Origin of the sequence: uncultured Ferrimonas sp., assembly GCF_947489035.1 — a bacterium.
GTDB lineage: Bacteria > Pseudomonadota > Gammaproteobacteria > Enterobacterales > Shewanellaceae > Ferrimonas.
This window is the reverse complement of sequence record NZ_CANLCI010000033.1, coordinates 1-17,091: the sequence shown is the minus strand read 5'-3', so window position 1 is coordinate 17,091 and position 17,091 is coordinate 1. Positions and strand designations below refer to the sequence as shown.

Annotated in this window: 27 protein-coding genes; 20 read left to right on the top strand and 7 right to left on the bottom strand. The window is 50.5% G+C overall.

The features are described 5' to 3' along the window. Positions 1-2: 2 nt before the first annotated feature. The 15 genes from rplE to rplQ all read left to right on the top strand — a co-directional run bounded on the left by rplE (position 3) and on the right by rplQ (position 7,784). The gene (gene rplE, locus Q0796_RS16250) at positions 3-542 is read left to right on the top strand and encodes a 50S ribosomal protein L5 (RefSeq protein WP_168662463.1); all 540 of its coding nucleotides are present in this window, start codon (positions 3-5) and stop codon (positions 540-542) included. Between the two features lie 11 nt (positions 543-553). Then, positions 554-859: a 30S ribosomal protein S14 gene (gene rpsN, locus Q0796_RS16245; RefSeq protein WP_298445038.1), complete on the top strand. Its 306-nt coding sequence runs from the start codon at positions 554-556 to the stop codon at positions 857-859. A 20-nt stretch (positions 860-879) separates the two neighbouring features. Next, positions 880-1,272 carry a 30S ribosomal protein S8 gene (gene rpsH / locus Q0796_RS16240; RefSeq protein ID WP_168662467.1) on the top strand — a complete coding sequence of 131 codons (393 nt, stop codon included), beginning with the start codon at positions 880-882 and terminating at the stop codon, positions 1,270-1,272. Between the two features lie 13 nt (positions 1,273-1,285). Further along, positions 1,286-1,819 (top strand): 50S ribosomal protein L6, encoded by a 534-nt coding sequence (gene rplF, locus Q0796_RS16235; RefSeq protein ID WP_298445035.1) that lies wholly within the window; start codon positions 1,286-1,288, stop codon positions 1,817-1,819. A gap of 9 nt (positions 1,820-1,828) precedes the next feature. Beyond that, positions 1,829-2,179 carry a 50S ribosomal protein L18 gene (gene rplR, locus Q0796_RS16230; protein ID WP_298445033.1) on the top strand — a complete coding sequence of 117 codons (351 nt, stop codon included), beginning with the start codon at positions 1,829-1,831 and terminating at the stop codon, positions 2,177-2,179. Positions 2,180-2,193: 14 nt separating this feature from the next. Continuing rightward, entirely contained in the window at positions 2,194-2,694 is a 501-nt protein-coding gene (gene rpsE, locus Q0796_RS16225) for a 30S ribosomal protein S5 (protein ID WP_298445031.1), read from the top strand. A gap of 5 nt (positions 2,695-2,699) precedes the next feature. After that, positions 2,700-2,879, top strand: coding sequence for a 50S ribosomal protein L30 (gene rpmD, locus Q0796_RS16220; RefSeq protein WP_298445029.1), 180 nt, complete (start codon positions 2,700-2,702; stop codon positions 2,877-2,879). A gap of 3 nt (positions 2,880-2,882) precedes the next feature. Beyond that, entirely contained in the window at positions 2,883-3,317 is a 435-nt protein-coding gene (rplO, locus tag Q0796_RS16215) for a 50S ribosomal protein L15 (RefSeq protein ID WP_298445028.1), read from the top strand. 16 nt (positions 3,318-3,333) lie between these two features. After that, positions 3,334-4,653, top strand: coding sequence for a preprotein translocase subunit SecY (gene secY, locus Q0796_RS16210; protein ID WP_298445027.1), 1,320 nt, complete (start codon positions 3,334-3,336; stop codon positions 4,651-4,653). A 24-nt stretch (positions 4,654-4,677) separates the two neighbouring features. Next, positions 4,678-4,791, top strand: a complete 114-nt coding sequence (gene rpmJ, locus Q0796_RS16205) for a 50S ribosomal protein L36 (protein ID WP_073326189.1) — start codon at positions 4,678-4,680, stop codon at positions 4,789-4,791. A gap of 138 nt (positions 4,792-4,929) precedes the next feature. Further along, positions 4,930-5,286 (top strand): 30S ribosomal protein S13, encoded by a 357-nt coding sequence (gene rpsM, locus Q0796_RS16200; protein ID WP_168662480.1) that lies wholly within the window; start codon positions 4,930-4,932, stop codon positions 5,284-5,286. A gap of 14 nt (positions 5,287-5,300) precedes the next feature. Further along, positions 5,301-5,690: a 30S ribosomal protein S11 gene (gene rpsK / locus Q0796_RS16195; RefSeq protein ID WP_028117124.1), complete on the top strand. Its 390-nt coding sequence runs from the start codon at positions 5,301-5,303 to the stop codon at positions 5,688-5,690. 25 nt (positions 5,691-5,715) lie between these two features. After that, positions 5,716-6,336 (top strand): 30S ribosomal protein S4, encoded by a 621-nt coding sequence (gene rpsD / locus Q0796_RS16190; protein WP_298445022.1) that lies wholly within the window; start codon positions 5,716-5,718, stop codon positions 6,334-6,336. A 25-nt stretch (positions 6,337-6,361) separates the two neighbouring features. After that, positions 6,362-7,354: a DNA-directed RNA polymerase subunit alpha gene (gene rpoA, locus Q0796_RS16185; RefSeq protein ID WP_298445020.1), complete on the top strand. Its 993-nt coding sequence runs from the start codon at positions 6,362-6,364 to the stop codon at positions 7,352-7,354. Positions 7,355-7,391: 37 nt separating this feature from the next. Then, a complete protein-coding gene (rplQ, locus tag Q0796_RS16180) occupies positions 7,392-7,784 on the top strand; it encodes a 50S ribosomal protein L17 (protein WP_298445018.1) in 393 nt (130 codons plus the stop codon). A 60-nt stretch (positions 7,785-7,844) separates the two neighbouring features. Here rplQ and Q0796_RS16175 read toward each other — a convergent pair whose 3' ends face one another. The 6 genes from Q0796_RS16175 to ccmA all read right to left on the bottom strand — a co-directional run bounded on the left by Q0796_RS16175 (position 7,845) and on the right by ccmA (position 11,021). Beyond that, entirely contained in the window at positions 7,845-8,027 is a 183-nt protein-coding gene (locus Q0796_RS16175) for a hypothetical protein (protein WP_298445016.1), read from the bottom strand. Between the two features lie 194 nt (positions 8,028-8,221). Continuing rightward, positions 8,222-8,707 (bottom strand): cytochrome c maturation protein CcmE, encoded by a 486-nt coding sequence (gene ccmE, locus Q0796_RS16170; RefSeq protein ID WP_298445015.1) that lies wholly within the window; start codon positions 8,705-8,707, stop codon positions 8,222-8,224. Further along, positions 8,704-8,916 carry a heme exporter protein CcmD gene (gene ccmD, locus Q0796_RS16165; RefSeq protein WP_298445013.1) on the bottom strand — a complete coding sequence of 71 codons (213 nt, stop codon included), beginning with the start codon at positions 8,914-8,916 and terminating at the stop codon, positions 8,704-8,706. The genes ccmE and ccmD overlap by 4 nt, the downstream gene beginning before the upstream one ends. Then, positions 8,916-9,659, bottom strand: coding sequence for a heme ABC transporter permease (locus Q0796_RS16160; protein ID WP_298445011.1), 744 nt, complete (start codon positions 9,657-9,659; stop codon positions 8,916-8,918). Before Q0796_RS16160 ends, ccmD begins: the two co-directional genes overlap by 1 nt. A gap of 1 nt (position 9,660) precedes the next feature. Beyond that, the gene (gene ccmB, locus Q0796_RS16155) at positions 9,661-10,344 is read right to left on the bottom strand and encodes a heme exporter protein CcmB (RefSeq protein WP_298445008.1); all 684 of its coding nucleotides are present in this window, start codon (positions 10,342-10,344) and stop codon (positions 9,661-9,663) included. A gap of 2 nt (positions 10,345-10,346) precedes the next feature. Further along, positions 10,347-11,021, bottom strand: coding sequence for a cytochrome c biogenesis heme-transporting ATPase CcmA (gene ccmA / locus Q0796_RS16150; RefSeq protein ID WP_298445006.1), 675 nt, complete (start codon positions 11,019-11,021; stop codon positions 10,347-10,349). 311 nt (positions 11,022-11,332) lie between these two features. Here ccmA and Q0796_RS16145 point away from each other — a divergent pair, with 311 nt between their 5' ends. Beyond that, positions 11,333-11,629, top strand: a complete 297-nt coding sequence (locus Q0796_RS16145; protein WP_298445081.1) for a c-type cytochrome — start codon at positions 11,333-11,335, stop codon at positions 11,627-11,629. Positions 11,630-11,693: 64 nt separating this feature from the next. On the opposite strand, the gene ccmI is transcribed toward Q0796_RS16145, so the two are convergent. Next, positions 11,694-12,932: a c-type cytochrome biogenesis protein CcmI gene (ccmI, locus tag Q0796_RS16140; RefSeq protein WP_298445004.1), complete on the bottom strand. Its 1,239-nt coding sequence runs from the start codon at positions 12,930-12,932 to the stop codon at positions 11,694-11,696. A 417-nt stretch (positions 12,933-13,349) separates the two neighbouring features. Here ccmI and Q0796_RS16135 point away from each other — a divergent pair, with 417 nt between their 5' ends. The 4 genes from Q0796_RS16135 to Q0796_RS16120 are packed head-to-tail and all read left to right on the top strand — an operon-like array spanning position 13,350 to position 16,893. Then, entirely contained in the window at positions 13,350-15,314 is a 1,965-nt protein-coding gene (locus Q0796_RS16135; RefSeq protein ID WP_298445002.1) for a heme lyase CcmF/NrfE family subunit, read from the top strand. Between the two features lie 15 nt (positions 15,315-15,329). Continuing rightward, the gene (locus Q0796_RS16130) at positions 15,330-15,884 is read left to right on the top strand and encodes a DsbE family thiol:disulfide interchange protein (RefSeq protein ID WP_298445000.1); all 555 of its coding nucleotides are present in this window, start codon (positions 15,330-15,332) and stop codon (positions 15,882-15,884) included. Beyond that, positions 15,884-16,351 carry a cytochrome c-type biogenesis protein gene (locus Q0796_RS16125; RefSeq protein WP_298444999.1) on the top strand — a complete coding sequence of 156 codons (468 nt, stop codon included), beginning with the start codon at positions 15,884-15,886 and terminating at the stop codon, positions 16,349-16,351. The genes Q0796_RS16130 and Q0796_RS16125 overlap by 1 nt, the downstream gene beginning before the upstream one ends. Next, positions 16,351-16,893 (top strand): TlpA disulfide reductase family protein, encoded by a 543-nt coding sequence (locus Q0796_RS16120; protein ID WP_298444998.1) that lies wholly within the window; start codon positions 16,351-16,353, stop codon positions 16,891-16,893. Before Q0796_RS16125 ends, Q0796_RS16120 begins: the two co-directional genes overlap by 1 nt. Positions 16,894-17,091 lie beyond the last annotated feature (198 nt).

Here is a 17,091-nt window from a genome sequence, read left to right as displayed (position 1 = left end):
CGATGGCGAAACTGCATGATTACTACAAAGAAGCTGTAGTAAAAGAACTGATGCAGCAGTTCGGCTACAAAAGCATCATGCAAGTCCCACGGATCGAAAAGATTACCCTGAATATGGGTGTCGGTGAAGCCGTTGCGGACAAGAAGGTGCTGGAAAATGCTGTAGCTGATATGGCTGCTGTTTCCGGTCAGAAACCTCTGATCACAAAAGCTCGCAAGTCTGTTGCTGGCTTTAAGATCCGTGAAGGTTACCCGATTGGTTGTAAAGTAACCCTACGCGGCGAGCGTATGTGGGAGTTTTTCGAACGTCTGGTATGTATCGCGGTTCCACGTATCCGTGATTTCCGTGGCCTGAACCCGAAAGCGTTCGATGGTCGTGGTAACTACTCCATGGGCGTTCGTGAGCAGATCATCTTCCCAGAAATCGATTACGATAAAATCGATAAAATCCGCGGTATGGATATCACCATTACCACTTCTGCGGGTTCTGATGAAGAAGGTCATGCTCTGCTGGCTGCCTTTAACTTCCCGTTCCGTAAGTAAGGTGTAGGGTTATGGCTAAACTATCAATGAAGGCGCGCGATGCAAAGCGCACCAAGCTGGTAGCACAGTTCGCTGAAAAGCGTGCGGCGCTTAAAGCTATCATTAAAGATGTTAACGCATCTGAAGAAGATCGTTGGAATGCAGTGCTCAAACTGCAGCAACTCCCGCGTGACTCCAGTGCATCTCGTCAGCGTAACCGCTGCAACATCACTGGTCGCCCACATGGCTACTTGCGTAAATTCGGCCTGAGCCGTATCAAATTACGTGAAGCAGCAATGCGTGGTGAAGTTCCTGGTCTTAAAAAGGCCTCTTGGTAAGCATTCGGGAGTAAGCGAATATGAGCATGCAAGATCCGATCGCGGATATGCTGACGCGCATCCGCAACGGCCAGGCTGCCAACAAAGTTGCAGTGACCATGCCGTCCTCTAAGCTGAAGAAAGCGATCGCTTCTGTATTAAAAGCAGAAGGTTTTATCGCTGACTTCGCCGTCTCTGGTGACGTTAAACCAACTTTGGAAGTTACTTTGAAGTACTTCCAAGGTAAGCCAGTAGTTGAATCTATTGAGCGAGCCAGCCGCCCAGGCCTGCGTATCTACAAAAAGAAAGATGCGTTGCCTAAAGTAATGGGTGGTCTGGGTATTGCTATCGTATCCACCTCACAAGGTGTGATGACCGACCGCGCAGCCCGAAATTTGGGTATGGGCGGCGAGATCATCTGCTACGTAGCGTAAGGGAGGAGCACTAATGTCTCGTGTAGCTAAGGCACCTGTTGCTATCCCTTCAGGCGTAGAAGTGACCGTTAACGGTCAAGAAATCACCATTAAAGGTGGTAAGGGTTCTTTGACTCGCGTTTTCAATAACGCAGTTGAAGTGGTTAAAGGCGATAACGAACTGACTTTCGCTCCACGTGCTGGCTTTGCCAACGCATGGGCTCAAGCAGGTACCGTTCGCGCTTTGGTTAATAACATGGTTACCGGCGTTACTGTTGGCTTCACTAAGAAGCTGCAGTTAAACGGCGTAGGTTACCGTGCTGCTGTTAAAGGTAGCGTTGTTAACTTGACTCTTGGTTTCTCTCACCCTGTCAACTACGAGTTGCCAGAAGGTGTGAAGGCTGAGTGCCCAAGCCAAACTGAAATCGTCCTCACAGGCGCCGACAAGCAGGTTGTAGGTCAAGCTGCTGCGAACATTCGCGCATACCGTAAACCAGAGCCTTACAAAGGCAAAGGTGTACGTTACGCGGATGAAAACGTGCGTCGTAAAGAGGCCAAGAAGAAGTAAGGTAATACGATGGACAAGAAAGCAGCTCGTACGCGTCGCGCTACTCGCGCGCGCAAGCAAATTCAGGAAATGGGTGCGACTCGTCTGGTCGTATTCCGTACTCCGCGCCACATCTACGCTCAGGTTATCACTGCTGACGCAAACGTAGTGGCTGCTGCCTCTACCGTTGAGAAAGCAATTTCTGAGCAACTGAAAGGCACCGGCAACACCGACGCCGCAGCGGCAGTTGGTAAAGCGGTAGCTGAGCGCGCTCAGGAAAAAGGTATCACTACCTTGGCCTTCGATCGCAGTGGCTTTAAGTATCACGGTCGCGTTAAAGCTTTGGCTGACGCAGCTCGTGAAGCTGGCCTCCAGTTCTAAGTTGGGAGTGGACAATGGCGAATCATGATAATCAAGCCGGTGATCTGCAAGAGAAATTGATTGCAGTAAACCGCGTTTCTAAAGTTGTTAAAGGTGGTCGCATCTTTAGCTTCACCGCACTGACTGTTGTTGGTGACGGTAACGGTAAAGTAGGCTTCGGCTACGGCAAAGCACGTGAAGTTCCAGCAGCTATTCAAAAAGCTATGGAAAAAGCACGTCGCAACATGCTGACTGTAGACCTGAACAAAGGCACTTTGCACCACCCGGTGAAAGGTCGTCACTCTGGTTCTAAGGTATACATGCAGCCTGCTTCTGACGGTACTGGTATTATTGCCGGTGGTGCAATGCGCGCCGTACTGGAAGTTGCTGGCGTACATAACGTACTGGCCAAAGCTTACGGTTCTACCAACCCGATCAACATCGTACGCTCTACCGTTGACGCACTGACTTCCATGAACTCTCCGGAGCAAGTGGCAGCTAAGCGTGGCCTGAGCGTTCAAGAATTGCGAGGGTAATCAAGATGGCTAAAACTATTAAGGTTACCCAGATCAAATCCAGCATCGGTCGTTTGCCTAAACACAAGGCAACACTGACTGGCTTAGGTCTTCGCAAAATTAACCACACTGTAGAGCTGGAAGATACTCCTGCTGTACGCGGTATGGTTAATAAGGTTTACTACATGGTTAAGGTGGAGGACTAAGCTATGCGTTTAAATACTTTGTCTCCAGCTCCAGGTGCCAAAACTGCTGCTAAGCGCGTAGGTCGCGGTATCGGTTCTGGCCTGGGTAAAACCGGTGGTCGCGGCCACAAAGGTCAGAAGTCCCGCTCCGGCGGCGGCATCCGTCCTGGCTTTGAAGGCGGTCAAATGCCTTTGAAACAGCGTCTGCCTAAGTTTGGTTTTACTTCCCGTAAGTCTTTGGTTTCCTCTGAAGTGCGTCTGCACGAAGTAGCGAAAGTAGAAGGCGACGTAGTTTCTCTGGCATCCCTGAAAGAAGCTGGCATCCTTTCTGCAAACATTCAGTTTGCGAAAGTTGTCCTTTCAGGTAAAATCGAGCGCCCAGTAACCATCTCTGGTCTGAAAGTGACCAAGGGTGCTCGTGAAGCCATTGAGGCCGCGGGCGGCAAGATCGAAGAGTAACGGGAAAGAGTAAGCAATGGCAAAGCCAGGACTTGAGTTAAAAAGTGCGAAAGGGGGCCTTTCTGAATTGAAAGCGCGCCTGTTGTTTGTCCTTGGAGCCATTATTGTGTTCCGAGCCGGGTCTTTCGTACCAATTCCTGGTATTGACGCTGCTGTTCTTGCCGAGCTGTTCAATCAGCAACAAGGCACCATCGTTGAAATGTTTAACATGTTCTCCGGTGGCGCCTTGGAACGTGCTTCTGTGTTTGCGTTGGGTATCATGCCGTACATCTCTGCATCTATTATTATGCAGCTGATGACGGTGGTGCACCCAACCTTGGCAGAATGGAAGAAGGAAGGGGAGACTGGTCGTCGTAAGATTAACCAGTGGACTCGCTACGGCACTTTAGGCCTAGCCTTCTTTCAATCTATCGGTGTAGCGACGGGCCTGCCTTCTATGGTTCCTGGTCTGGTGGCTAACCCTGGGTTCGGTTTCTACTTTGTAGCTATCGTATCTTTGGTTACCGGTACTATGTTCCTGATGTGGCTGGGTGAGCAAATTACCGAACGCGGTATTGGTAACGGTATCTCAATCCTGATTTTTACAGGTATTGTTGCCGGCTTACCTTCTGCGATCGGTCAAACGGCTGAACAAGCACGTCAAGGTGAACTGCACTTGCTCTTGTTGCTCGGTATCGTGGTTCTTGTCGGTCTGGTTACTGCATTTGTGGTATTTATGGAGCGCGGTCAACGCCGCATCGTGGTAAACTACGCCAAGCGTCAGCAAGGCCGTAAAGTGTTTGCCGCACAAAGCACCCATTTGCCATTGAAAGTAAACATGGCCGGTGTGATTCCACCAATCTTCGCGTCCAGTATCATTCTGTTTCCAGGTACCCTGGCACAGTGGTTTGATCAAAGCTCAGGCGGTATTTTGTCAGATGTTTCTCTGGCACTGTCCCCTGGCCAACCGCTGTACGTGTTGATTTATGCCGTGGCAATCGTGTTCTTCTGTTTCTTTTACACGGCGTTGGTTTTCAACCCGCGTGAAACAGCTGACAACTTAAAGAAGAGTGGTGCGTTTATCCCTGGAATTCGTCCAGGCGAGCAAACTGCCCGCTATATTGATAAGGTGATGACTCGTCTGACTTTAGTCGGCGCAGCCTATATCACGTTTATCTGTCTGGTTCCGGAGTTCTTGATGATCACCACTAACGTGCCGTTCTACTTAGGTGGGACCTCACTGTTAATTATGGTGGTTGTAATCATGGACTTCATGGCCCAGGTCCAAACTCATCTGATGTCATCTCAGTATGAGTCCGTCCTGAAAAAGGCCAACCTTAAAGGCTACGGCCGTTAAGCGCGCCATCCACGGAGTATCAAAATGAAAGTTCGTGCATCAGTTAAGGCAATGTGCCGCAACTGTAAGGTGATCAAACGTAATGGCGTTGTTCGTGTTATCTGCTCTGAGCCGAAGCACAAACAGCGTCAAGGTTAATCGACCTTTAGTCGATAAACCGACAAAAGTGCACAGGGCTGACCAACAGGTCAGCCCCTGTGTTGTTGCAAACGAGTTGGCTGTCGAGTATCCTACCGGGCTTTTCACGGTCAACCATAATAATGTAGGAGTGCTATAGTGGCCCGTATCGCTGGCATTAACATTCCAGAGCATAAACACGCGGTGATCGCTCTAACCGCCATTTTCGGCATCGGCCGTACTCGCGCAATCGAAGTTTGCGCGGCTGCTGGCATCGCTGAAGATGTAAAGTTTAAAGATCTGGACGAGTCCACCATTGATAAAGTGCGTGAAGTCGTTGGCCAGTTCACTGTTGAAGGTGATCTGCGTCGTGAGATCTCCATGAACATCAAGCGTCTGATGGACCTAGGTTGCTACCGCGGCCTGCGTCACCGTCGCAGCTTGCCGCTTCGTGGTCAACGTACCAAGACTAACGCGCGTACCCGTAAGGGTCCACGTAAGCCGATTAAGAAGTAAGGGGAATTTAACCAATGGCTAAAGCTCCTTCTCGTACTCGTAAGAAGGTACGTAAGCAGGTCGCAGACGGTATTGCACACGTTCATGCTTCCTTCAACAACACCATTGTGACTATCACTGATCGTCAGGGCAACGCTCTGGCATGGGCCACCGCAGGTGGTTCAGGTTTCCGTGGTTCTCGTAAGTCTACTCCGTTTGCCGCACAGGTTGCTGCTGAACGTTGCGCTGAAATCGCAAAAGAGTATGGCCTGAAGAACCTGGAAGTTGAGGTGAAAGGTCCTGGTCCTGGTCGTGAATCATCCATTCGTGCGTTGAATGCTGCGGGTTTCCGCATCACCAACATCACTGATGTGACTCCGATCCCACACAACGGTTGTCGCCCGCCTAAAAAGCGTCGCGTTTAACCTTTAGGACAGTTGGAGAAGAAACATGGCAAGATATTTGGGTCCTAAGCTCAAACTAAGCCGTCGCGAAGGAACAGATCTGTTCCTGAAAAGCGGCGTTCGAGCGATCGATTCTAAGTGCAAGATCGACACTGTTCCAGGTCAACACGGCGCTCGTCGCTCGCGTTTGTCCGACTACGGTGTTCAGCTGCGCGAAAAACAAAAAGTTCGTCGTATTTACGGCATTCTGGAAAAGCAATTCCGGAACTACTACAAGGACGCGGCTCGTCAGAAAGGCAACACCGGTGAGAACCTGTTGGTTCTGCTGGAGTCTCGTCTGGACAACGTAGTTTACCGCATGGGTTTTGGTGCTACTCGCGCTGAAGCGCGTCAGTTGGTAAGCCACAAAGCCATCAAGGTTAACGGTCGTGTTGTAAACATCCCGTCCTTCCGTGTATCTCCGAATGACGTAGTGTCTATTCGTGAGAAGTCTCAGAAGCAAGCCCGCATCAAAGGTGCGTTGGAAGTTGCTGAGCAGCGCGAGAAGCCGACTTGGGTTGAAGTAGACTCTGCGAAAATGGAAGGCACTTTCAAGCGCTTCCCAGAACGTAGTGACTTGTCTGCTGACATCAACGAACAGCTGATCGTAGAGCTTTACTCCAAGTAAAGCTTAACCGTTAAGAGAGGACAAAATGCAGGGTTCTGTTACCGAATTTCTAAAGCCACGACTTGTCGATATTGATCAGGTTAGCTCTAACCGAGCTAAGGTGACTCTGGAGCCTCTGGAGCGTGGTTTCGGCCATACTCTGGGCAACGCTCTTCGTCGCATCCTGCTCTCTTCCATGCCTGGTTGTGCGGTTACCGAAGTTGAAATCGACGGTGTTCTGCACGAGTACAGCAGCAAAGAGGGTGTCCAAGAGGATGTTCTTGAGATCTTGCTGAACCTGAAAGGTTTGGCAGTGAAGCTCGAAGGCAAAGAGGAAGCCACTCTGACCCTGAGCAAGTCCGGTGCGGGCCCTGTCACTGCAGCAGACATCACCCATGACGGTGATGTGGAGATCGTTAATCCCGATCACCTGATCTGTACTCTGACTGGTGCCGATGCTGAAATCAGCATGCGCATCAAGGTTGAGATCGGTCGCGGCTACATGCCTGCGTCCGCTCGTGCCCAGGCAGAAGAAGACGAACGTCCAATTGGTCGTTTGTTGGTTGATGCATCTTTCAGCCCAGTAGTTCGCATTGCTTATAATGTTGAAGCTGCTCGTGTTGAACAACGCACCGACCTCGACAAGCTCATCATCGATATGCACACCGATGGTACTCTGGATCCTGAAGAAGCGATCCGTCGTTCAGCTACTATTTTGGCTGAGCAGTTAGAGGCCTTCGTTGACTTGCGTGATGTGAGTGAGCCTGAAGAGAAAGAAGAGAAGCCGGAATTCGATCCGATTCTGCTGCGTCCTGTCGACGATCTGGAACTGACTGTTCGTTCGGCTAACTGTCTGAAAGCGGAAGCCATTCACTACATCGGCGATCTGGTACAGCGTACCGAGGTTGAGCTACTGAAGACCCCTAACTTGGGTAAGAAGTCTCTCACCGAGATCAAAGACGTACTGGCTTCCCGTGGTCTGTCTCTGGGCATGCGCCTAGAAAACTGGCCACCAGCCTCTCTAGTCGACAACATGTAACCAGATCGTAAGAGATTTAGGTTAGAAGGATAAGGTCATGCGCCATCGTAAGAGCGGTCGTCAACTGAATCGTAATAGCAGCCATCGTCAAGCTATGTTCCGTAACATGGCAGTTTCGCTGGTTAGCCACGAAGTTATTAAGACGACTCTGCCTAAGGCAAAAGAGCTGCGCCGTGTAGTAGAGCCACTGATCACTTTGGCTAAAACTGACAGCGTTGCTAATCGCCGCCTGGCATTCGCCCGTACCCGCGATAAAGCGGTTGTAGGCAAACTGTTTAATGAACTGGGTCCACGTTACTTAGAGCGCGCTGGTGGTTACACCCGCATTCTGAAGTGTGGTTTCCGTACCGGTGATAACGCGCCTATGGCGTTTATCGAACTGGTTGGTCGCCCAGAAGTTGAAGAAGTTGTAGAAGCAGACGCTGAATAACTTTCTTTGACCCTAAAAAAAGCGAGCTTCGGCTCGCTTTTTTTATACCTGAAATTTGGCTCATCGTGATTGCTCTGGCATTGTGTTCTGCAGCACCAGCACCAGCACCAGCACCAGCACCAGCACCAGCACCAGCACCAGCACCAGCACCAGCACCAGCACCAGCACCAGCACCAGCACCAGCACCAGCACCAGCACCAGCACCAGCACCAGCACCAGCACCAGCACCAGCAGGGGTTCCACTAATGCTCGGCTAGAGATATATGGTTTGTTCGTTGGAGGCTAATAGCAAAGTGAAACCGAGTGCTAGGGGAAACCTAGGAGAACTGCTCAGTTTTATTGGGAAGGAAGAACAATCGGGGTGACTGGCTGTGAAAGAGATAAAAAAAATCCGAGTTCAGTATTCTGAACTCGGATTTTTTTAAGACCGAATGCTATTAGTAACTGCCGTTGGTCTGGCTGTCGCTATAGTTCATCTTGTTGTGCTTTTCACCCATCGCTTCAGCGACTTCGGGTGGCATGTAGTTCTCATCGTGCTTAGCCAGCACCTCCGAGGCTTCTAATACGCCAGGTTTAACCAAGGTACCTTGAGCTACGATCCCTTGGCCTTCACGGAATAGATCCGGCAGCATGCCATCGTACAGCACGGTAATCGATGGGCCAGTATCAGCCACTTTGAAGGCAATCTTTAAGCTGCTTGGGTCACGCTCAACAGAGCCTGCAACAACCATCCCACCAACACGGATCCGCTGGCCAACTTCTGGCATTAAGCCACTGTCTTTGCGTCCTTGAACCACTTCAGATGGGGTGTAGAACAAATCTAAGTTTGAGTTCAGTGCATACAGTAGCAGACTGGCAATGGCCGCAACGCCACCAATTAATGCGGTGGCAAAGACTAGGCGTTTCTTACGGCGTGGGTTCATGAGTTCTGACTCCTGTGTTGACGTAAGCGGGCTTCACGAGCCTGCTTATTGGCAATTTGTTTTAGTACAGCTTTACGCTTACGGATAGAGGCAACAGTAACACTGCCGAGGCCGATCAGAGCAATGCCGTAGGACAGCCATACGTATTTGGCATAGCCACCCATAGCGAAAAACTCACTGACTGAGGCGAACTGAAAACTGAGTTCCATTATTTGCACTCCTTAGCTACCAATTCGCGCACCCAAGGGCGCATGCTGTTACGAGCTAATACCTCGGCTCGAAAGCGTAATGTACTTAATGCGGCAATCAACATGGCAAAGCCAAAGATGTTACACAGCAAGGGAATGAGCATTTCCGGTGGCATGTTGTTGCTCTTGCCAACGGTGATGGCGTTCGGCTGATGGAGCGTGTTCCACCATTCAACCGAGTATTTAATGATGGGTAAGTTTATCACACCAACAATGGCCAAAATACCTGCAGCTTTTGCGGCCATTACTTTGTCTTCAAATGATGCATAAAGCGCGATAACGCCTAAGTAGAGGAACAGGAGAACCAATTCAGAGGTGAGTCGTGCATCCCATACCCACCAAGCGCCCCACATCGGTTTACCCCATGCTGCGCCTGTTACCAGAGCGATAACCGTTAATACCGCGCCAACCGGTGCGATAGCGGCTGCGGCGATGTCAGCTAATTTGATCTGCCAAACCAAGCCAACAAAGGCGGCAACAGCCATGCCCATGTAGGCCGACATCGACATGGATGCAGCAGGTACGTGGACGAAAATGATGCGGTAGGAATCACCTTGTTGGTAATCGACTGGGGCAAAACCTAAGCCCCAAACGGTACCAGTGGTGATCAGTAAAGTTGCTAATACCGCAAACCACGGTAGCAGGGTGCCGGCGAGTTGATAGGCTCGCTCTGGATTGGCGTAAGGGTGTAACCACTTCCACATATCAGTTTGTACTCACTCGTAATGAAGCGCTAATGGCAACAGGGGCTAAAACTAAAGAGCCGACTAAGAGTGCACCAAGAATGGCAAGGTGCCCTAAAAACGGCAAATTCATAGAGGCTGCATCGATGGCGCTGGTGGCGAAGATCAATACAGGGATATACAGCGGTAGAATCAGTAAGCTTAGTAAAACCCCGCCTTTAGGCAGGCCAACGGTTAAGGCAACGCCAATGGCGCCGAGCAACGATAAGATGGGGGTACCTACCGTTAGAGTAGCGATGAGTGCTCCGTAGGCGTTGTCATCCAGATGCAGTAAGACGGCCAGCAACGGCGAGATCAGGATCAGCGGCACACCCGTTACAAGCCAATGAGCAAGTACTTTAGCCAACACCATTAATGACAGTGGCTGTGGGCTTAGCATCATTTGCTCTAGCGAGCCGTCAGAGTAATCGGACTTAAATAACCGCTCTAGAGACAGCATTGAGGATAGCAGGGCGGCGACCCATATGATCCCAGGCGCGATGGTGGTTAGTGTGTTTGGCTCAGGCCCGATCCCCAGTGGGAATAAGGTCACCACCATGACAAAGAACATCAATGGATTAAAGATGTCGCCGCGATGGCGGAAGGCGATCTGCAGATCCCGTTTAAGTACGGTGCTGAACGCTTGGTAGTAATTGATTTGACGCATGCTTACTGCTCCGCCGCAAATTGGTATTCCAGCCGCAGTTTCTGCAGTCGATCTGGTCCCACAAGCTGTAAGTCTTGGTGTGTAGTAAGGATCACGCAACCGCCGTTATCGGCATGGTGCAGGAACAGTTGTTCGAGTTCAGCTACGCCACGCTTATCAATCGCCGTTAATGGCTCATCCACAATCCAGATTTTGGCATCACTGTGCCATAAGCGGGCGAGAGCGATGCGACGGTGTTGGCCAGCTGAAAGGTGGCCAGCAGGGTGATCTTCAAAACCGGTTAAGTTTACCTTGGCCAACACGTCCGTTAAGGGAGCGTCGTTGTAGCCAGCCATTTTCAAGTTGAAGCTCAGGTTCTCTTCAGCCGTTAATTCGCTTTTTACCCCAGGCAGATGGCCAAGGTATAACAATTGCTGATGAAACTCGTCGCGGTTATTGGCGATGGGCTGATCATTGAAATAGACATCGCCATTGTAGGGGCGAGACAGACCAGCAAGGATCCGTAATAGGCTGGTTTTTCCGGCGCCGTTAGGGCCTTCGATCTGGATGATGTCGCCAGGAAAGATGTCGAAGCTCAACTCATCAAATAAGATCCGCTCTTCGCGAATGCAGGTCAATTGCTTGGCTTGCAGCAGTGGTTGTCGGCTGGTTTGTGTCACCGGATCCTCTTGACTCATTATGCGTCGTTACACTAGGGCAAATCTTATCACAGCGGCTGGCTTGGTCACTGAAGCAACTCGCAAAAGTGGTGTGAAATGCATGGATAAAGTGAAAAAAAATTCGAGTTGTGAGCTGATTAACACAACCCTTACACCGAAATCGTAACTGGTTGACCTTAAAAGACGATCAAGGTTTCCGTTGGTGACTACGATTGTGACAGGGGTCAAAAAACGTGGCAGAATTGAGGTTGAGTGGTAGGGTGCGGGCGCAACAACGCGGTTTGTGAGTAAATTGTGCCCTGCGTGTGTGAATGGATTGGAATAAAATGATGAAAAAAATTGTAATGCTTGCGGCAGTGGCCGGTTTCGCTCTAAGCACTAACGTGATGGCTCAAGATGGTAAAGCGGTGTATGAAAAGTCTTGCGTAACCTGTCACTCAATTGGCTTAGCGGGAGCACCCAAATTCCAAAATAAAGCGGAATGGGCGCCACGTTTGGCCAAGGGGATGGATGCTTTAGTGGCAAGCGTAAATAATGGCTTGAACGCCATGCCGGCGAAGGGCGCTTGCATCGATTGTAACGACGAAGATTACAAGGCTGCCATTCAGTACATGTCTGGTCAGTAAGCTTATTGCTGCAATAAAAAAGCCGCTTCATTGGAAGCGGCTTTTTTGATCCTTTACGCTGGCGTTATTCAACCACAGTGTCGATTGTTACGGTAACGCTGGCGCCGATTTCTACTTGCTGCAACTCACCCTGCATGTCGCCAGGGGTAGGCTTTTTGCTGTTATTCAGGTTAATCGCAGCGATTAAATCAACTTGCTCTGCGCCGCTGATCACCATTTGTGGGGTCATGGCAAAGCTGTCATCCAGCACAATGGTGTTAGGCAGATCCGCCACGGCGATGCGGGCGACGGCTAGCGGCATGTCACCATTAACAGCACGGGCAAACAGGAATACGGTATCGGTTGGCTTCGCATTGGCGGCCAATTCTGGTGCGATCTCAACAGTGACGGTAACACCACTGTTGTTAGCGGCGATGTTTTCGTCGCTTTTCGCTTGGTTGGCGCTGCCGGCTTCAAGGAACATCTTCGCTTGCGATATCGCATTCAAGATCCCTTCACGGTCAACGTCTTGGCGTGGATTGGTTAAGATCATTTCCCAATGGCCAATGGCATCTTCGTAGTTCGCGCTAAAGAAAGCATCCATACCCAGCAATAAACGGGTGGAAGGATCTTTGTTGTCGCTGGCTAGCGATTTGGCAATCACCGCTTCAATGGCCGGAGTCATGTTTTGATCGGCTTGGTAGTACATGGCCGTCGCTTTGGGACCCAGCAATTCGGCGTGCTCACCGACCAGCTCCATGGTTTTATCAAATGCGGCGATGGCTTTGCCATATTGGCTCGCATTGATGTAAGCATGACCAAGGCTGAACCAACCTTGACTGTTCTCTGGATCCGCCATCAAGGCGGTTTCCATCTGTTCGATGCGAGACGATGCCATCTGCTCTGGGGTCATGCCAGCATGTGGGTTGTCGTTTTGAACGGTTTGTACGTTCCAATCTTGGCCACGGCCCAGATCGTTATAGACGTAGCCACTGATAGCAACCAACACCACACTCATGGCAATTGGCCAAACAATGCTGCCGGATGAGGCCGCTAAGTTGTCTTCTTCTTGTTCAACGTTCTGCAATAGGTTGATCTGCAGCTCTTGCTGTAAGGCACTATGTTCCTGCTCGTTAATGCGACCTTCGCTCAATTCCGCATTGAGTTCATCTAAGCGCTCGTTGTAGAGGCTTAAGTTGGTTTGCTTGCGCGTTTCCGCATCGGTGGCTTTGCTCGCATTGGCGTGGCGGCGGACAAAGGGTAACCAAATCAAACACAGTGCAAGTACTGTCAGGGCAGCGATAGCAATCCAAAAGTTCGTCATAGCAGTCTCATGGTGGTAGTACGCCCGGCGTGTGAGCCTAATGCGCGACGCTCAGCCAAATGCTGAGCACAAAAATCCAATTAGCGTTGGATTATACGGCAAGCCGAAAGCTTGAACAGGCTTTCCGTTTGTCTGTTTTTCAGTAAGCGGGGGTTATGAGCGGACAGTCACAATTCGGTCATTAACCTCTCAATTCTATGAAACTTTGTTGAACTTTCATCGTCATAACGACAATCCATTACCAGTGCGATTATTCCGCGTGATTTTTGCACGAAAAAAATGATGCTGTGAACTGGGTTAGCAAATCTTAAACCCGTGGCAGACATTGGGATGAATACTGCCTAAAATGGCGACAATGACCCCAATTCAGTTCAGTTGAGTACAATGAATTGGATCCTTTTCCTCTGAGGTAAACTAATGATTCCGGAACTTGGACATTATTCTCTCATTATCGGTTTGGCTTTTGCGGCATTAGTATCAGTGATCCCACTGATCGGTGTGGCACGCAAGGATGCCTACTTAGTGAGTTTCGCCCGTCCACTCAGCTACGGCATGTTCGCGTTTATGACGCTGGCTGTGGTGTGTTTAGGCTACGCTTTTGCAACGGATGACTTCTCTGTCATGTACGTTGCCTCTAACTCGAACAGCCAGTTGCCTGTTTACTTTAAGATTGCTGCAATTTGGGGTGGTCACGAAGGATCGTTGCTGTTCTGGGTCTTCTCTATCTCAGTATGGGCTGCCGCAGTTGCGCTGTTCAGCAAAGGGTTAGAAGACGCCTTTACCGCTCGCGTGTTAGCGGTATTGGGCATGATCACCGTTGGCTTCTCACTGTTTATGTTGTTTACCTCTAGCCCATTTGAGCGCTTACTGCCAAATGTGCCGATGGAAGGTCGCGACTTAAACCCAATGCTGCAAGACGTTGGTTTGATCTTCCACCCACCGTTGTTGTACCTCGGTTACGTTGGCTTCTCCGTTGCCTTTGCCTTTGCCATTGCGGCGCTCATGTCTGGTCGCCTTGATTCTGCCTGGGCGCGATGGTCACGACCATGGGCGTTAGCAGCTTGGGCCTTACTGACTGCCGGTGTTGCGCTGGGCTCTTGGTGGGCTTATTACGAACTGGGCTGGGGCGGCTGGTGGTTCTGGGATCCAGTAGAGAACGCTTCCTTTATGCCTTGGTTGGTGGGTACAGCATTAGTTCACTCGCTTATCGTTACGGAAAAACGCGGCACCTTCCGCAACTGGACCATCCTGCTGGCCATCTTTACCTTTAGCTTAAGCTTACTGGGTACCTTCTTGGTTCGTTCGGGGGTTCTGACCTCAGTGCACTCGTTTGCGGCTGATCCTTCCCGTGGTTTGTTTATTTTGCTGTTGCTGGGCTTAGCCATTGGTGGCTCGCTCACACTGTTTGCCTTCCGTGCAACGGAGCTGAAATCGCCTGCACGCTTCGAGTTACTGTCAAAAGAAACCATGATGTTGTTGTGTAACGTCTTACTGGTTGTGGCGACAGGCTCTGTACTGCTGGGCACACTGTACCCATTGCTGGGTGACGCCTTAGGCTTAGGGCAGATCTCTGTAGGGCCTCCATACTTCAACACCGTATTTAATCCAATTGTGCTGGTGCTGTTTGTCTTTATGGGGATTGGTCCATTCATCCGTTGGAAGAAATCCAAAGAAGGCGAGCTTAAGAAGCTGCTGCCGTCGGCGATCATTGCCGCTGCCGTAGCGCTGATCTTGCCGTACGTTATTGGTGGCAAAACGAACGGTTGGGTTATTGCTGGTGTATTCACGGCCACATGGGTTGCCTGCACCTTAGTGCAAGACATCCTGCGGAACTTGCGTGATACCGATGGCAGCTTCACTGGTCGTCGGATGACCCGCAGCTACATCGGTATGGTGTTGGCGCATTCGGGGATCGTGATGGCGATTCTGGGTGGCACCGTGGTTTCCAACTACGACATCGAGCAATCGGTGCGGATGGGGCCAGGGATCTCTGCTGAACTGGCGGGTTACAAGTACACCTACGAAAAAACCCAAATGGTACAAGGCCCTAACTACACCGCAGAACAGGGTGTTATTAAGGTTGAGAAGGACGGTGATTACGTCACTACCCTGTACCCAGATCGCCGTAAGTACAACGTTCGCACCATGAACATGACTGAAGCCGGGATTGATTGGGGTTTTGCCCGCGACTTGTACGTCACCATGGGCGATCCACTCGATGCTACTCACTATGCGGTGCGTTTGAACTACAAACCAATGGTGCGCTGGATCTGGATTGGCGGGATCTTCATGATGCTCGGTGGTGTGGTTGCAGCAACAGATAAACGCAGCCGCGGTCGTCGCAAAGCGAAAGCCGGCGCCACTAAGTTAGCTAACGCCTAATCACGAGGAGCAATAATGAAACGTTTAGTATTATTTGTGCCCCTGTTGATCTTTATTGGGGTAGCAGCGTTTCTGTTTCAGGGGTTGTATCTCAACCCCAAAGAGCTGGATTCCGCATTAGTCGGTAAGCCTGTGCCGCAGTTTCAATTGCAGCAACTGGAAGATCCTGCAGTGATGCTCAGCAACGCGGATCTGAAAGGCGACGTGTACCTGCTTAACGTCTGGGCAACGTGGTGTCCATCGTGTAAATACGAACACCCGTTCTTGAATAAGCTGAAGCGTCGTGGCGAATTGCCTATTTACGGGGTTAACTACCGTGATGAACGTGCACCGGCAATCAACTACCTTGCGCGCAGCGGTGATCCCTACAGCACAAACCTATTCGATCCCGAAGGTAAGTTAGCCTTTGATTTGGGTGTTTATGGCGCGCCAGAAACGTTCGTGGTCGACCATAACGGCGTAGTGCGCTATCGCTTTGCGGGTGTGTTAGAGCCACAAGTGTGGGCGAGTGACTTTATGCCATTGATCGAAACGATCCGCGCTGAAGCCAAAGCAGAAGGAAACTCTTAATGAAACGCTTGCTTACCTTTATGGCAGCAGTGTTGATGGCTGCGGCAGTCAATGCCGCACCAATCGATACCTACGAGTTTAAAAACGAAGAGCATCGCGAGCGCGGACAAAGCTTAGCGGCCGAATTACGCTGCCCACAGTGTCAAAACCAGAACTTGCACGACTCCAACTCTCCCATTGCGATGGACATGCGCCTACAGGTGTATGAAATGGTCGGTGAAGGCAAAAGCAATGAAGAGATCATTGGTTACTTCACTGCGCGTTATGGCGATTTTGTTCGTTACCGTCCAGCGTTTGACTCCCGTACCGTCGTCTTGTGGTTAGGCCCAATTGTGTTCCTATTTATGGGTGCGATCGGTGGCTTCCTGTTTATTCGCCGTCAGCGTGGGCAGATCTCAGACAGCATCGAAGTTACCGCAGCCGATAAAGCCAAGTTGGAGCAGCTGCTGAAGGATCAACAACAATAATGCGCCTGTTTCTGTGTGTGATCGCGTTGTTTACAGCGAGCGTCAGTGCCTATCCCGGTGCTGGTGCTGCGAGTAATGATCCAGCAGTAGCGCGTTTTATTCAGTTGTCTCGCCCGCAGCCATTGGAAAACGCGGCTTTTGTCGGCCCCAATGGTCAGGCAGTCGATCTGCAGCAATTTCGTGGTCAGATCGTAATGATCAACCTGTGGGCCACTTGGTGTCCGCCTTGCGTACGAGAGTTACCATCGTTACAACACTTCCGCGCGGATTACGCTAATAAAGGCGTTGTGGTCGTTCCTGTCGCTGTCGACAGTGATCCCGCCGTTGTCATGCCATTTTTGCAGGAGTTAGGTTTGCCATCCATGCAAACCTACTTTGATAATCAAAACAGCATTGGTGAAGTCTTGCCGGCGGATCTGATCCCTGCGACCTACATACTCGATCAAAATGGCCAGTTGGTGGCCTTTGTTCGCAGCTTTGTCGATTGGGATCACCCCGCAGTACGCAAGTTGGTTGATGGCTACTTAGTCGCAACCCCGTAAATCAGCGGATAAAAACCACAAAAAAAGCAGATCAGGTGAAACTATCACCATACGATCTGCTTTTTCCATTTTTGACTTGTAGTTCGCTAGTTCCAACCTATAATGCGCTTCCTATCGACGAGGCAGCACAGCAAACGCTGATGCAGCAACGGTTGATACGGCGTCAGCCACTCAGTTAACTTCTCGGATAACTCCTTG

Coding starts and splice junctions, on each gene's coding strand:
- rplE (WP_168662463.1), top strand. CDS start 3: ATGGCGAAACTGCATGATTACTACAAAGAAGCTGTAGTAAAAGAACTG.
- rpsN (WP_298445038.1), top strand. CDS start 554: ATGGCTAAACTATCAATGAAGGCGCGCGATGCAAAGCGCACCAAGCTG.
- rpsH (WP_168662467.1), top strand. CDS start 880: ATGAGCATGCAAGATCCGATCGCGGATATGCTGACGCGCATCCGCAAC.
- rplF (WP_298445035.1), top strand. CDS start 1,286: ATGTCTCGTGTAGCTAAGGCACCTGTTGCTATCCCTTCAGGCGTAGAA.
- rplR (WP_298445033.1), top strand. CDS start 1,829: ATGGACAAGAAAGCAGCTCGTACGCGTCGCGCTACTCGCGCGCGCAAG.
- rpsE (WP_298445031.1), top strand. CDS start 2,194: ATGGCGAATCATGATAATCAAGCCGGTGATCTGCAAGAGAAATTGATT.
- rpmD (WP_298445029.1), top strand. CDS start 2,700: ATGGCTAAAACTATTAAGGTTACCCAGATCAAATCCAGCATCGGTCGT.
- rplO (WP_298445028.1), top strand. CDS start 2,883: ATGCGTTTAAATACTTTGTCTCCAGCTCCAGGTGCCAAAACTGCTGCT.
- secY (WP_298445027.1), top strand. CDS start 3,334: ATGGCAAAGCCAGGACTTGAGTTAAAAAGTGCGAAAGGGGGCCTTTCT.
- rpmJ (WP_073326189.1), top strand. CDS start 4,678: ATGAAAGTTCGTGCATCAGTTAAGGCAATGTGCCGCAACTGTAAGGTG.
- rpsK (WP_028117124.1), top strand. CDS start 5,301: ATGGCTAAAGCTCCTTCTCGTACTCGTAAGAAGGTACGTAAGCAGGTC.
- rpsD (WP_298445022.1), top strand. CDS start 5,716: ATGGCAAGATATTTGGGTCCTAAGCTCAAACTAAGCCGTCGCGAAGGA.
- rpoA (WP_298445020.1), top strand. CDS start 6,362: ATGCAGGGTTCTGTTACCGAATTTCTAAAGCCACGACTTGTCGATATT.
- rplQ (WP_298445018.1), top strand. CDS start 7,392: ATGCGCCATCGTAAGAGCGGTCGTCAACTGAATCGTAATAGCAGCCAT.
- ccmE (WP_298445015.1), bottom strand. CDS start 8,707: ATGAACCCACGCCGTAAGAAACGCCTAGTCTTTGCCACCGCATTAATT.
- ccmD (WP_298445013.1), bottom strand. CDS start 8,916: ATGGAACTCAGTTTTCAGTTCGCCTCAGTCAGTGAGTTTTTCGCTATG.
- Q0796_RS16160 (WP_298445011.1), bottom strand. CDS start 9,659: ATGTGGAAGTGGTTACACCCTTACGCCAATCCAGAGCGAGCCTATCAA.
- ccmB (WP_298445008.1), bottom strand. CDS start 10,344: ATGCGTCAAATCAATTACTACCAAGCGTTCAGCACCGTACTTAAACGG.
- ccmA (WP_298445006.1), bottom strand. CDS start 11,021: ATGAGTCAAGAGGATCCGGTGACACAAACCAGCCGACAACCACTGCTG.
- Q0796_RS16145 (WP_298445081.1), top strand. CDS start 11,333: ATGAAAAAAATTGTAATGCTTGCGGCAGTGGCCGGTTTCGCTCTAAGC.
- ccmI (WP_298445004.1), bottom strand. CDS start 12,932: ATGACGAACTTTTGGATTGCTATCGCTGCCCTGACAGTACTTGCACTG.
- Q0796_RS16135 (WP_298445002.1), top strand. CDS start 13,350: ATGATTCCGGAACTTGGACATTATTCTCTCATTATCGGTTTGGCTTTT.
- Q0796_RS16130 (WP_298445000.1), top strand. CDS start 15,330: ATGAAACGTTTAGTATTATTTGTGCCCCTGTTGATCTTTATTGGGGTA.
- Q0796_RS16125 (WP_298444999.1), top strand. CDS start 15,884: ATGAAACGCTTGCTTACCTTTATGGCAGCAGTGTTGATGGCTGCGGCA.
- Q0796_RS16120 (WP_298444998.1), top strand. CDS start 16,351: ATGCGCCTGTTTCTGTGTGTGATCGCGTTGTTTACAGCGAGCGTCAGT.